We start from the raw sequence: 13,671 nt of genomic DNA on the forward strand, positions 1-13,671 counted from the left end.
TCCTTATTCGGCCGGCTGGAGAGCGGCGGGGGAAGCACCACCCCGAACCCGCTCCTGCCGTTGGTAACCGAGGATGGTCATGGTGACGTTGAAGGCCATGATGAGCCCGCCTGCGAGGTACATGGCACCGCCCACCGCACGCAGCAGGTAGTAGGGGAACATGGCCGCGACCGTTTCGGCGAAGGAATAGACCAGGAAGCCCTGGCTGTCGTATTCGCGCCACATCAGGCCCTGCTGGACGCCGGCAACCCACATGACGGCGGCGTAGACGACGATGCCGAGGGTGGCGAGCCAGAAGTGCCAGTTGACCAGATCGAGACTGTAGAGCCGCTCGCGGTTCCAGAGCTTGGGCGTCATGTAGTAGACGGCGCCGAAGGAGATCATGCCGACCCAGCCGAGCGCACCGGAATGCACGTGGCCGATCGTCCAGTCCGTATAGTGGCTGAGCGAATTGACCGCCTTGATCGACATCATCGGGCCTTCGAAGGTCGACATGCCGTAGAAGGCAATGGCGATGATCATCATGCGGACGATCGGATCGGTGCGGATCTTGTCCCAGGCGCCGGAGAGCGTCATCAGGCCGTTGATCATCCCACCCCAGGAGGGCATCCAGAGCATGATCGAAAAGACCATCCCGAGCGTCTGGGCCCAGTCGGGCAGCGCCGTATAGTGCAGGTGGTGCGGGCCGGCCCAGATATAGAGGAAGATCAGCGCCCAGAAGTGGATGATCGACAGACGGTAGGAATAGACCGGGCGATTGACCTGCTTCGGCACGAAATAATACATCATCCCGAGGAAGCCTGCGGTCAGGAAGAAACCGACCGCGTTATGCCCGTACCACCATTGGGTCAACGCATCCTGGACACCCGAGAAGGCCGAATAGCTCTTCACGCCGAGGAAGGAGACCGGAACCGCCAGGTTGTTCACCACGTGCAGCATGGCGATGGTTACGATGAAGGCGAGATAGAACCAGTTCGCCACATAGATATGCGGCTCCTTGCGCTTCAGGATCGTGCCGAGGAAAACGGCGAGATAGGCGACCCAGACGACTGTCAGGAAGAGGTCCACATACCATTCCGGCTCGGCATATTCGCGCGACTGCGTGATGCCGAGCAGATAGCCGGTCGCCGCCATGACGATGAAAAGCTGATAACCCCAGAACACGTACCAGGCGAGATTGCCGCCGAAAAGGCGGGCGCGACAGGTGCGCTGAACCACATAAAACGATGTGGTGATCAGTGCATTGCCGCCGAAGGCAAAGACGACGCCCGAAGTGTGCAGCGGTCGCAGGCGGCCGAAATTGAACCAGGGCTCGATGTTCAGGTCCGGAAAGGCAAGCTGGAGTGCGATGACGACGCCGACCAGGAAACCGACGACGCCCCAGAAGACCGTGGCGATGGTGCCGTATTTGACCACCTCGTCGAAATATTCGGATTTTGACGGCAGGCTTATCGCGGGCGCCTGCGGCGCGAAGGAAATCCTGCGCATCAAGACGGTCGTGCTGATCAGCAGCACGAAGAACAGGACCCACATATGGGCTGCAAACAGGCTGTCATGGGTATAAGCGGCCGCGAGCAACGCCAGGAAGGTGCCGATCGACAGCCAGAGTGTTTCTGAGAGGTAATTCATGGTCTTTGGCCTCACAGCGCAAATACGCTGCCGGTTGAAGGATTGTGACCATGATGTGCTGACATACGGACCGCTTCGGGGGTTTGACTTGCGTCAACGCCCCCGGCAAACGGCCCCGTTCGTATTCCATTTCGGGTTCAGTTTTCCAGATCGAGGATACAGCACTGCTCCGGCAGCGGCGTGAGCACCGCCCGGGCACCGGCATCCAACGGGTCGGAAAGCGGGCCGTTGGCGGTGATTTCGCCCGCGGCCGTTTCGCATTTGTATTGATAGGCGCGACCGAGATAGGTGCGCGTCCCGAGGACTGCCGGGATGCCTTCGCCCTCGCGGCGGACCGCAAGCCCGTCGGCGCGGCAGGCCAGAATGAAATCGTCCTTGATCGGGCCAAACAGATCCTGGGAAAGGTGAAGCCGCGTGCCGCCGGTCGCCTCGGCGGTAACGATTGCCGACTGGCGGTCGACGACCTTCATGCGGATCAGGTTCTCGAATCCGACGAAGCGGGCAACGAAGGCGCTGGCCGGCTTCTGGTAGAGCACTTCCGGCGTATCGAGCTGCAGGATACGGCCGGCATTCATGATCGCGACGCGGTCGGAGATCGAAAACGCCTCTTCCTGATCGTGGGTGACGTAGAGCGAGGTCGTGCCGTTGGCGCGCTGCAGCTGGCGGATTTCGACGCGCATGTCGATCCTGAGCTTCGCATCGAGGTTGGAGAGCGGCTCGTCGAACATCAGGAGCGGCGGCTCGATGACGAGAGCTCGGGCAAGCGCGACGCGCTGTTTCTGGCCGCCGGACAGCGCTGCCGGCAGGCGGTCGGCGAGCGGCGCAAGGCCGACACGTTCCAGCATCGCCATCGCCCGCTTCGTGCGGTCCGGCTTGGCGAGGCCACGCTGCTTCAGGCCGAAGGCGACATTGTCGAGCACGCTCAGATGCGGGAAAAGCGCATAGCTCTGGAAGACGAGACCGATATTGCGGGCATGGGCCGGCAATGTCGTCAGATCGCGGTCGCCGAGGCGGATCCGGCCGCTGGTCGGCTGCAGAAAACCCGCCACCAGGCGCAGCGTCGTCGTCTTGCCGCAGCCGCTGGAGCCGAGCAGCGACACCAGTTCGCCGGCCGCAACGGAGATCGACAGGTCTTTCAGAACCTGCGTGGTTCCGTAATGGGCGGAGAGGCTTTCGATGGTCAGGGATACGGTCAAGGGAACCTACTTGGTGAGGAATGTGAGGCCGAGCGTCGCTTCGACGATCGCCATGACGCCGACGGTCACCAGCATCAGGAGCACGGAAACGGAAGCGATCGTCGGGTCGAAGAACTGCTCCATATGCGCGAGAATCTGGATCGGCAGCGTCGAGATGCCCGGGCCGGTCAGGAAGACCGACACCGACACGTCGTTGATGGAGGTGATGAAGGCGAGGATGAAGGCGGCGATGACGCCGGCGCGGATGTTCGGCAGCACCACAGTCATGAAGGTTTTCAGCGGCGGGCAGCCGAGGCTTCTCGCGGCCTCCTCGATCGAGAAATCGAACGAGGCGAGGCTGGCGCCGACGACGCGCACCGAATAGGGCAGGATCAGCAGCGCATGGCCGACGACGAGGCTGATGAAGACCGGCAGGCCGAGGCCTATCGTGATCGACTTCAGGAGCGCGAAGCCGAAGACGATTTCCGGCACCAGGATCGGCAGCACGAACAGTGTCGAGAGCCAACGTGGCAGCTCGACCCGATAACGATTGAGCGCGTAAGCGGCCGGAATGCCGATCAACAGAGACAGGCCGGTGCCGAGAAGCGCCACCTGCAGGCTGGTGATCGCCGTGCGGCGGAAGGCCTCCATCTGGAAGATGTTGGCGAACCAGCGCAGCGTCAGCCCCTGCGGCGGGAAGGTGAGGAATGTCGTGTCGCTGAGGGCCGAGCCGACGATGATTACCAGAGGCGCGAGCAGGAAGAAGAAGACGAGAATGGCGAAAGCGCCGAGAAGGGGGTGAATACGCGTCGCCATCAGACCGCCATCGGGTTGAGCCGGCGTGCCATGCGGCTCATGATGAGCACGACGCCGATGGTTATGACCACCATGATGGCGGCGATCGTCGAAGCGCCGACCCAGTCGAAGGTCACCATGGCGCGCTGGTAGAGGAAGGTGCCCATCATCATCTGCTTTTCGCCGCCGAGGAGCTGGGGGGTCGCATAAGAGGTGAAGCTGCCGGTAAAAACCAGCACCGCGCCGACGATGAGGCCGGGGGCTGCAAGCGGCAGGATGACCTGAAGGAAGGTCGGGACCGGCCTTGCGCCGAGCGAGGCGGCGGCCTCGATCAGGTCACGCGGGATCCCCTCCAGCACCCCGACCAGCGTCAGGATCATCAGCGGCACGAACAAATAGACCATCGCGACGATGACGGAGCCTTGGGTGTAGAGCATCGACAGGGGCTCACCGATCAACCCGACCGACATCAGGGCATTGTTGATGATGCCGTTCTTGCCGAGGATGATCAGCCAGGCGAAGGAGCGGACGACAACGCCGGTCAGCAATGGAAAAACCGCGGCGACGATCATGATGCTCTTCAGGCGTCCCGGCATCTGGGCGATGACATATGCGGTGATGAAGCCGACCACGAGCGCGATGCCCGTGGTGATCAGGGCGACCTGAAGGGTTCGATAGAGGACGGCCATGCGAAAGCCGCTCTTGAAGAAGGCCGTATAGGTGGAAAACGGACCGGCCGCCTCGCCGAATGTGGTGGCGATCGTCAGCACGACGGGGATGACCAGAAGCAGGACGACGGCGATCGTCGCCGGCATCGTCAAACCCCATCTGGCAAGCTTGTTCATCGACAGTCTTTCTCAAAGGCAGGAGCGCCGCGTTGATGGCGGCGCTCCGTTCTCAATGCAAACATATCACCAGTCAGGCGACGTCCGGGATTACTTGCCGAAAACCTCGTTCCAGCGGTCGATCCAGTCGGTCTTGGCCGCGTTCATCTTTGCGTAGTCGACGCGGGCCAGGCTGGAAACCTGATCGGCACCGTAGGTCCAGATCTTCGCCTGGTCCGGGGTGAGCTGGACCTTGGTGGAGATCGGCGCATCGACGCCCTGCTCGGCTTCCTTCTGCTGCACGTCCTTCGACAGGATGAAGTTGATGAACTGGTGGGCCAGCTCAACGTTTGTCGAACCCTTCGGGATGTTGACCGTGTTCAGCGTGGCGATATCGCCGTCCTTGAGCTTTGCCCAGGTCATGGTCTTCACCGCGGCCTGCATCGAGGCGAGCGTGAAGTCCTGGCCGATTGCGACGCGCACTTCGCCGGTCGAGATCAGGTTCACCAGTTCAGAACCGGTATTGTAGTTCTTGACCACGTTCGGCTTCAGGGCTTCGACGGCTTCGAACGCCTTGTCGGTGCCGGTATAGGGATCGACGCCGGCATGTTTGCCGGCCTGCACCACGACCATCGGGCCGGCCGTGGTGGTGATGCCCGGCAGCGAAACCGAGCCCTTCAGGTCCGGGCGCCACAGATCGCTCCAGGAGGTGATCGGAGGATTGACCTTGGCCGAGTCGTAAACGAGGCCGATGCGGCCGATCGTATAGGCCGGGCCGTATTTGCCCTGCGGCGCGCGGCCGAGTTCGTAGATCTCGGAGAGGTTCGGGATCTTCGCCGGATCGACCGGCTGGAACAGGCCCTGCTCGATGCCGAGCTGCGAGAAGCTGTCGGTCAGGTAGATGACATCGACGCCCTTGCCGTCACGCAGCTTCAGCTTGTTGAGGCGGTCGGCATTGTTGCCGGTTTCGAAAACGATGTCGCAGCCGCAGATCTTCTTGAACGGATCGATGATGTTTGCGGTCATCTTCTCGCCGTTGTAGCCCCACCAGGAGATGGTGAGCGTCTTCGACTGGGCGCTTGCCGTTGCCGTGCCGCCGAGCGTTGCCAGGAGAGCAAGAGTTGCCAATTGGGTGAAACGAATGGCCTTCATGAGGCGGGTCCTTTTGCGAAAGCGGCGTTGATGCTCCCCTGGGGCACCCCCGGGAATTGGGGGTGATACTATTTTTTGAACGGTCCCGCCGCAAGCCCAATTATTAGGCATAGACCCCTAGAGAGACAAATTTCTTTAGGCTTGAACCATCCTATACCGGAGGTTGATTTTGGGCCTCAGGCGATACCCGATGCACGGTTTGCGATGGTTTACACGTCCGGGCATCGTCTTTAGGGTCCGGCGATCAGAACCGACAGGCATTCCTCCGATGACAGTTTCCGCGCCCCTCCCCGACGACCTGCTGATCAACGCGGCCGACGAAACCCGCATCCGCCAGGACCTGGTGCTGACGGCGCTCGGCAAACGGCCTGCGGACCGGCTGCTGAGGGTCGGCAGACTGCTCGACGTCCACAGCAGGACTTGGCTCGAGGACCAGGAGATCGTCATCAAGGGACGGCGGATCGCCTATGTGGGACCGGCGGGCAGTTTTGCGGGCGAGGTGGCGGAACGTAGCCACGAGCCCAGTCTCTCGGCTGTTCCGGGTTTCGGCGAGGCGCACAAGCATATCGAGAGCTCGCATTTGACACCGGAATGGGAAGCGGCTCTCGTCATGCCGCACGGGGTCACCTGGACCTGCGAGGCGAGCCACGAATTCTCGAACGTCAACGGCGCCCGCAACCTGGAATTCTGGCTGGAAGCCCGCCGCCGTGGGTCGCCGATGAAGATCTTTCCGCTGCCGGGTTCGGCCGTGCCGCCGACGGCCTATGAATGGGGCGGCGGCTATTTCGGTTATGACGAGCAGAAGCAGTTCATGAGCGAAAGCCTGATGGTCGCCGGCCTTGACGAGGTAATGGACTGGCCGTCGATCTCCGATCCCTCAAACCCCTCCTACGACCGGCTCTGGGGCATGATCGGCGCGACTTTCGAACAGCGCGGCGTGGTCGAGGGACATGGCGCGGGCCTGCGCGACCTGGCCTCGATCAACGCGTTTGCCGCCGCGGGCCTTGCCTCCGATCACGAAGGCTGGTTCCTGGAGGAGATCTGGCAGAAGCTGCAGCATGGGCTGTTCATCGAGCTTCGGCCGCATTCGCTGCCGGAGGTCATCCGGGGGCTCATCGAGAAGAACCTCGCAGACTGGTCCCAGGTGGCTTTCGTCACCGACGACCGCAGCGCCTCCGACACGCTGAAAATGGGCGCGACGGACTACAATGTCCGCCTTGCGATCGAGAACGGCCTTTCGCCGGAAATCGCCATCCAGTGCGTGACGCTCAATCCGGCGCGGCATATGCGGCTGACGCCCTGGGTCGGGTCGATCGCGCCCGGCCGTTTTGCGGATATTGTGCTGCTCGACGACGTCGAAAAGCTGTCGATCGCCAAGGTCTGGGCGGATGGCGGGCCGGTGTCGGAAGGCAGGACGTTTACCGGCGCGCGGCCAGAGATAGATTGGCCGGAATGGGCGACCAAGACGGTGAAGATCGACCGGCAGGTGACCGCCGCCGATTTCCGCATCGAGGCGCCGGCGGATCGCGCCACGGCGAATGCCGCCCTGCTGCGGCCCTTCCACTGGTCGGACGAATTCATCACCATGGAACTGCCGGTCAGGGATGGCGCCGTCCAGCGCGACCATGACCGCAACGTCACGAAATTCTCGATCGTCGATCGGTTCTCCGGCGAGGCGAAAGTGTCGAAAATGTTCTGGCTCGGCACCGGGCCGCGCACGCCGGATACGGCGCTGGGCTCGACGCTCGGGCATGACAAGCACAATATCTGGGTGGTCAGCTCCTCGGACGAGGCGATGGCAATGGTGGCCAATGCGCTCGCCGAACAGCAGGGCGGCTGGGTTCTCGTCTCCGGCGGCAAGGTGGTCGCCCGCGTCCATTACGAAGTCGGCGGGCTGATGACGGCGCGCTCGGCCGCGGAACTCGATGCGGAAATGCAGGCGCTCTACAAGGCCGGCGAAACGATCGACTGGATGTACGAGCCGACCTTCTCGCCGCGCTGGTGGCCGGGCTTCCCGGAGCGGCTGTCGTTTGCGACGCTGACCTGTTCGCCCTGGCGCTGGGTGCTGGTGGCGCCATCGGAGCGGGCGCCGCAGGGATTCGTCAACGTGCTCACCGGCGAAACGCATCCGGTCGTCTGGTAGGGCCGCTCTCGTCAGCGTGACTTGATGAGACCCGGTTGATTTGCCAAAAACGCGGGGATCGATTTCAGGCGTCACCGATCCTCCCTCCTCGGCGCCAACGATCGCGCAAAGGAACTCAATCATGGCCCAGCCTGCTCTCTTTTCTCCGATCCGCGTCCGCAATCTCGAACTCTCGAACCGCATCGTCATTGCGCCCATGTGCCAATATTCGGCCGAGGACGGCTGCATGACCGACTGGCACCTCATCCACCTCGGCCAGCTCGCGCTTTCCGGCGCAGCGCTTCTGACGATCGAGGCGACAGGAGTAACCCCGGAGGGGCGCATCACCTATGCGGATGTCGGGCTCTACGACGACGCCACCGAGAAGGCGATGGGCCGCACGATCGACAGCATCCGCAAATGGTCGGACATGCCGATCTCGGTGCAGCTCGCCCACGCCGGCCGCAAGGCTTCGACCGACAAGCCCTGGTTCGGCGGCAGCCAGATCGCGCCGGACCAACCGAACGGCTGGCAGACCCAATCGGCTTCGGCGATCCCCTTCAATCCGAAATACGTGGCCCCCGTCGCGCTCGACAGGCAAGGCCTGAACAAGGTGCGCGACGCGTTTGCGGCTTCCGCCGTACGGGCGGCAAGGATCGGCCTCGATGCGATCCAGATCCACGCAGCGCATGGCTACCTGCTGCACCAGTTCCTGTCGCCGCTCTCCAACCAGCGGACCGACGAATATGGCGGTTCGCTGGAAAACCGCATGCGCTTTCCGCTCGAAGTTTTCGATGCCGTGCGCCAGGCCTTCCCGTCCGACAAGGCGGTTACCGTGCGCGTTTCGGCGACCGACTGGGTCGACGGCGGCCTCGACATCGACCAGACTATCGCGTTTGCCCAGATGTTGGACGAAAAAGGTTGCGACGCGATCCACGTGTCGAGCGGCGGGCTGCATATCGAACAGAAAATCCCGCTCGGCCCGAACTATCAGGTGCCCTTGGCGCGCGCCGTCAAGGCCGTGGTGAAGATGCCGGTCGTGGCGGTCGGCCTGATCACCGAACCGACGCAGGCGGAAGCGATCGTTTCGACCGGCGACGCGGATATCGTCGCGATCGCCCGCGCGGTCCTTTATGATCCGCGCTGGCCGTGGCATGCGGCAGCGGAACTCGGTGCCCAGGTGAAGCCGGCACCGCAATATCTCCGCTGCCAGCCTTCGCAGCTCAGGAACCTGTTTACCTCCTGAGGGTTCAGGCCTCTTCGTAAACGGCCTCGGCCGGCGCCAGGAGCAGCCGGTCGGCCATCTCCTGCTTCAGCCAAACCAGGCGTTCCTCTTCGGCCGGCGTCCGGTCCGGTTTGCGGCTGACGATAATGAATTCCTCGCGGACATGGCCTTCCTTGAGCTGCAGCGTCACCGTCTTACCGCGATAGCTGAACTCGAAGACGTAGCGTTCGAGAATATTACCGCGCTCGGGCTTTTCGAACCCGTGATCGACCGTATAGCGGCCTTCGGTCAGGCCGCGCGTCACCATTTCGAAGGCGTCACGGGCACCCGGACCGCGAAACGCGGTGCGAATGACGATCTCGCGGCGCTCCGGCAGGCCGTCGGGGCTCAAGAGCGGCATGGCCCGCTGCATCACCTTGAAGGCATGGGCGACACCGCCCGGATAGCCGAAGCCGTGGAAATGCATCATGTCCGCATAGGTGTAGGAAAGCGGCTTGCCGTCTTCGAGAACGTTGATTTTGTCTGTCATTTTGTCCTTGCTCCGTCCAGCTCTTCGCGCATCCAGGGCAGGAAACCGTCCAGGAAACGAGTCGTCGCCGGCATGAAATGTGACCCGTGATGGAAACACGGGTCGAGGCTGGTGATGATCATGCGGCCGGGCGTCGTCACCTCGTCCACATAGAGAATGGGCTTTCCCTCGCCATTGACGGCGAGCACGTCGACACCATCAGGCGGGTCGAACCAGCCATGCAGGTGCCACGTGAGATCGTCTTGTCCAAGTCGGTTGAACAGCGTGTGGCCGGGCGCGGCAATGCGCACGCCGAGATCGGCACCGGGCGTCAGCCACCACCACCAGTTCGTGGGCTGCGGCGTGAAGGCGATGCCGGGGAGGAAGACGTCCCAGTTCGTCTCGCCGGTCGAGACGATCGTGCCGCCTTGGTCGAGATAGGCGCGAAGTTGCGCGGCACGCGGCGCCAGGCGATCGGCCGGCGTGCGGCAGGGAATGAAGACGACAGCGTGTTCGGCAAGATCTACGGAGGCCAGGTCTTCCGGCCGCACGAGCCTATCGAAGTGATGGGCGTAACGCGGCGCTTCGAGCGTCTCGATATGGTAGTAGGCGCCGGGATGGATCGCGAGAATGCTCATCAGTTCAGCTCTCCGGCAAGCCAGGCGACGGCGCGGCTCGCCAACTGCTTCTTGATTTCGGGATCGTCGCCGCAGCCCCAGAATTCGTTGCCGGCGTGGGAGAGGAATTCCCCACCCTGCGGTCTGGCCCACACCCAATCGACCGGGGCTTTTGCGGGGCCGAGCGCATTGATGACGACAGCGCCCTCCGGAGGCGGATTGTAGCCGCGGCCATAGAAGCCGGCGACCCCATGGTTGGTTTCCAGCATCTTCTGGTCGATGCCGGCGAAGATCGGGTGCTCGTAAAGCCGGGACTGGACGAGATCCACCCGCTTTGGATCGGGGATCGGTCGGTAGGTGCCGAGTTCGGTCAGGATCGGGCGGAGAATATGACCATGATAGATCCACCGCCCGCCGCGATCGAGAAAGGCGGTAACGTCGGCTGCGAAACGCGTAAAACCGACCTGATCGAGATGGGTGGTGGTAATCAGCCCCCGCGCCGCCGCGAAATCGTCGCCGGTCAGTTCCATCTCGCGCACGACCTTCATGAGGCCGGAGGCGATGGCATCCGCAAACGCCGGCGGGGTCATCGAGTACGGCTCCTGGTAATGCGACTGGATCATCAGGATGGTCATGCGGCACGAATTCCTGCAAAGGCGGGCAGAACTGCCCGATGGGTTTCGCCGGAGGGTCCAGCCAGCTCGACGACGCGCATCGGCACGCCGTAAAGGTTTTCCAGATGCTCCGGCGTGATCGTCTCGGCGACCGGGCCGAACAACGGCGGCTGGCCGCCCGGCATCATCAGCAGCGCATCATCGGCGGACGAAAGCGCGTGGTTCGGGTCGTGGGTGGTGAAGACGATCGCCTTGTCGCGCGGCCGACGCAGCGTGTTGAGCAGCGCCAGCAGCCGTTCCTGATTATGCAGATCGAGGGCTGCCGCCGGTTCGTCGAGAACCAGCACCTGCGACCCCGTGGCGATCGCACGCGCAAGCAGCACAAGCTGGCGCTCGCCGCCGGAAAGGCGGTCGAAATAGTGATCGGCGAAGCGCGCGGCGCCGGCCCGGTCCAGCGCCGAACGGGCGATCCTGAAATCCTCCGGCCCCGGCTGGCCGAAAATGCCGAGATGAGCGGCGCGGCCCATGACCACGACGTCAAGCGCGCGGTAACGCTGGTTGCTGGTGCCGGTCTGCGGCACATAACCGACAATATCGGGCGCGACCCTGCGGCCGGCATCGAGCTGCTGGAAACCGAGCATCGCCTTCAGCGTCGTGGTCTTGCCGCGTCCGTTCGGGCCAAGGACGGCGAGCGTGCGGCCGACCGGAACCGAGAAGCTCAAGCCCTCGATGATGGTGCGCGAACCGAAGCGGACGGTGGCGTCTTCGAGGCCGATCATGAGCCGTTCCTTTCGCGGTAGTGATTGCGCAGGAGCATCGCGAAAATCGGCGCGCCGACCAGGGCGGTGATGACCCCGAGCGGGATCTCGGCGGCAGTCGCGGTGCGGGCAAGCGTATCGATGATCACCATGAAGCCGGCACCGAGCACGACCGAGGCAGGCAACAGCGCGCGGTGGTCGTGGCCGACCAGCAGCCGGGAGGCATGCGGAATGACGATGCCGATCCATCCGATGATGCCGGAGACAGCCACCTGGCTGCCGACGATGACGGCGATCAGCCCGAAGACCAGCCAGCGCTCGCGGTTCGTCCTGGCGCCAAGGCTCTGGGCCTCCGCTTCGTCCAGCGACAGGATGTTGAGGCGAAAACGCAGCATCCAGAGGAGCACGCCGCCGATGATGAGGCCGGGTGCTGCGATCAGGGTGCGCTCCCAGGTCGCGGTCGCGAAGGATCCCATCAGCCAGTAGACGATGGCCGGAAGCGAGGTGTTGGGGTCGGCGATAAATTGCAGCAGCGAGACGACGGCCGAGAACATCGAGCTGACCACGAGGCCGGAAAGGATCACGGTGATCGTTTCGCTGCGGCCGTTGACGCGCGCAATCAGGCCGACGAGGATGACGGCGGCCATGCCGGAGATGAACACCATGGCGATCAGCGGAAAACCCCAGATGCCGAGCATGATGCCGAGCGCGCCGCCGAAGGCCGCTCCTTGCGAGATGCCGAGGATATCCGGCGAGACCAGCGGGTTGCGGAAAACGCCCTGCAGCGCCGCACCCGACAGGGCGAGCCCGGCGCCGGCGAGTGCTGCCAGCACGACGCGCGGTGCCCGGACCAGAAGAACGATGCGCTCCTCGATCGTGGTGAGTTCCCGCCATGGATCGGTCGCGCCGAGCCAGATCAGCTCCAGCGCCCGCCCGGCCGGGACCGAGAAACGGCCGACGCAGAGACTGACCACGAAGGCGACCGCAAACAGCGCCAGCAACGCTGCGAAAACCAGCGTCTGCCGGGCCAGATGCGAACGGACTATCGGAGCCGCCTCGTTTTCAGTCAGCGCCGCCATGACCTACTTCGCCTTGAACTGAGCGTAGTTGGCCGAGCCGCTCTGTTCCTTGATCCACAGGATGCCGTCGATATCGGCATCGGTGATGTCGTAGTTGTAGAGCGTCTTGTAGGCGGTCTTCATCTCGGCACGCAGATCGTATTTGAAGACGTCCGGCTGGGTCAGGTTGGCCGTCCACATCCAGGCCAGCGGCGATTCCTGGTTCGGCGGATCCCAGCGATAGCCGCCGAGCGGCATCTTGTAGACGCGCTTGTTCCTGGCCGCCTTGGTCAGCGACAGGATCGGGTCGTTATAGACCCAATCGACGTTGAGCCTGGCTTCGAAGGCGTTGAGGAAGATGACTTCCGGATCCCATTGGGCAATCTGCTCCTTGTTGATGGTCACCGTGCCGTTGAGTTCGGCGGAGGCGTTCCTGCCGCCGACTAGCTCCATGTACCAGGCGTTATAGCTGCCCTTGGTTCCTGTCGTTGAAATCTCCGTCAGAGCGCGGGCGATATAAAGCGTGGTCGGCTTCTTGTCTTCAGGGATCGCCTTGGCCTTCGCCTCGATGTCCTTCTGCACCCGGTCGCGCCACTCGACCAGTTCCTTGATGCGCTCCGGCTTGCCGATCGCCCGGGAGGTCATCGTCATGTAGTCGCGGGTCAGCTGTTCGGTGCCGTAGAGGATCAGCATGGCGTTAAGGCCGGCATTGGTGATCGGCGCGACGATATCGTTGCCGCGGCCGCCCCACTGGATGACGAGATCGGGATTGGTCGCCGTCAGCGCCTCGACGTTCGGCACAAAATTCGGAGCGGTCACGTCGGACGGAATGTCCCTGGTTTCTGGAAAGATCTTGCTCAGGATGCCTTCGAGCACCGCGCTCTTGGCGGTCGGGTTCATGCCGACGAGCCTCTTCGTCCCGCCATCGAGTGCGATCACCGTGGAAGCCATCGGGATGACGATCGAAACGATGCGCTCGGCCGCGTTGGCGAGTTTTATCTCCCGGTTTTCCTGGTCCTTGAAGACGATCTCCTGCGCCGCGGCGCCATGCGCCAGCAGGCTGGAAAGTGCGGCGGCCAGAAGGCCGCGCGAAGCGAAACGGGTGAGCGAAACCATGATCTATCCCCTGCCGGTAACGTCGTCGGGGAGCATTCCTAATGCGCGCGATTAAACTTGTCTACAAATCTCCACTTT

General features: G+C 63.1%; 13 protein-coding genes. 2 read left to right on the forward strand and 11 right to left on the reverse strand.

All coding sequences use genetic code 11. The features are described 5' to 3' along the window. Positions 1-3 precede the first annotated feature (3 nt). The 5 genes from ccoN to C5J26_RS29440 all read right to left on the reverse strand — a co-directional run bounded on the left by ccoN (position 4) and on the right by C5J26_RS29440 (position 5,575). A complete protein-coding gene (gene ccoN, locus C5J26_RS29420; RefSeq protein WP_105404988.1) occupies positions 4-1,629 on the reverse strand; it encodes a cytochrome-c oxidase, cbb3-type subunit I in 1,626 nt (541 codons plus the stop codon). Between the two features lie 137 nt (positions 1,630-1,766). Next, on the reverse strand, positions 1,767-2,825 hold the full coding sequence (locus C5J26_RS29425; protein WP_105404989.1) for an ABC transporter ATP-binding protein: 1,059 nt from the start codon (positions 2,823-2,825) through the stop codon (positions 1,767-1,769). A 6-nt stretch (positions 2,826-2,831) separates the two neighbouring features. Beyond that, positions 2,832-3,623: an ABC transporter permease gene (locus C5J26_RS29430; RefSeq protein ID WP_037086550.1), complete on the reverse strand. Its 792-nt coding sequence runs from the start codon at positions 3,621-3,623 to the stop codon at positions 2,832-2,834. Continuing rightward, positions 3,620-4,444, reverse strand: coding sequence for an ABC transporter permease (locus C5J26_RS29435; protein WP_105404990.1), 825 nt, complete (start codon positions 4,442-4,444; stop codon positions 3,620-3,622). The genes C5J26_RS29430 and C5J26_RS29435 overlap by 4 nt, the downstream gene beginning before the upstream one ends. A gap of 90 nt (positions 4,445-4,534) precedes the next feature. After that, the gene (locus tag C5J26_RS29440) at positions 4,535-5,575 is read right to left on the reverse strand and encodes an ABC transporter substrate-binding protein (RefSeq protein ID WP_105404991.1); all 1,041 of its coding nucleotides are present in this window, start codon (positions 5,573-5,575) and stop codon (positions 4,535-4,537) included. A 268-nt stretch (positions 5,576-5,843) separates the two neighbouring features. On the opposite strand from C5J26_RS29440, the gene C5J26_RS29445 reads away from it, so the two are divergent. Together C5J26_RS29445 and C5J26_RS29450 are read left to right on the forward strand one after the other, a co-directional pair. Continuing rightward, a complete protein-coding gene (locus C5J26_RS29445) occupies positions 5,844-7,718 on the forward strand; it encodes an adenine deaminase (protein ID WP_371681961.1) in 1,875 nt (624 codons plus the stop codon). Positions 7,719-7,839: 121 nt separating this feature from the next. Continuing rightward, positions 7,840-8,943 carry an NADH:flavin oxidoreductase/NADH oxidase gene (locus C5J26_RS29450; protein WP_105404993.1) on the forward strand — a complete coding sequence of 368 codons (1,104 nt, stop codon included), beginning with the start codon at positions 7,840-7,842 and terminating at the stop codon, positions 8,941-8,943. A 4-nt stretch (positions 8,944-8,947) separates the two neighbouring features. Here C5J26_RS29450 and C5J26_RS29455 read toward each other — a convergent pair whose 3' ends face one another. From C5J26_RS29455 to C5J26_RS29480, 6 genes are read right to left on the reverse strand one after another with little or no spacing between them, the layout of a single operon-like run. Next, positions 8,948-9,451, reverse strand: coding sequence for a hypothetical protein (locus C5J26_RS29455; protein ID WP_105404994.1), 504 nt, complete (start codon positions 9,449-9,451; stop codon positions 8,948-8,950). Then, on the reverse strand, positions 9,448-10,068 hold the full coding sequence (locus C5J26_RS29460) for a hypothetical protein (protein WP_105404995.1): 621 nt from the start codon (positions 10,066-10,068) through the stop codon (positions 9,448-9,450). The genes C5J26_RS29455 and C5J26_RS29460 overlap by 4 nt, the downstream gene beginning before the upstream one ends. After that, positions 10,068-10,682 (reverse strand): hypothetical protein, encoded by a 615-nt coding sequence (locus C5J26_RS29465; RefSeq protein WP_105404996.1) that lies wholly within the window; start codon positions 10,680-10,682, stop codon positions 10,068-10,070. Before C5J26_RS29465 ends, C5J26_RS29460 begins: the two co-directional genes overlap by 1 nt. Beyond that, positions 10,679-11,440 carry an ABC transporter ATP-binding protein gene (locus tag C5J26_RS29470; protein ID WP_105404997.1) on the reverse strand — a complete coding sequence of 254 codons (762 nt, stop codon included), beginning with the start codon at positions 11,438-11,440 and terminating at the stop codon, positions 10,679-10,681. The genes C5J26_RS29465 and C5J26_RS29470 overlap by 4 nt, the downstream gene beginning before the upstream one ends. Beyond that, complete coding sequence (locus C5J26_RS29475) at positions 11,437-12,498, reverse strand: iron ABC transporter permease (protein WP_105404998.1); 1,062 nt, start codon at positions 12,496-12,498, stop codon at positions 11,437-11,439. The genes C5J26_RS29470 and C5J26_RS29475 overlap by 4 nt, the downstream gene beginning before the upstream one ends. Before the next feature lie 3 nt (positions 12,499-12,501). Next, positions 12,502-13,593, reverse strand: a complete 1,092-nt coding sequence (locus tag C5J26_RS29480; protein WP_105404999.1) for an ABC transporter substrate-binding protein — start codon at positions 13,591-13,593, stop codon at positions 12,502-12,504. Positions 13,594-13,671: the final 78 nt, after the last annotated feature.

The sequence above is a fragment of the Neorhizobium sp. T7_12 genome (assembly GCF_002968535.1).
Taxonomy (GTDB): domain Bacteria; phylum Pseudomonadota; class Alphaproteobacteria; order Rhizobiales; family Rhizobiaceae; genus Neorhizobium; species Neorhizobium tomejilense.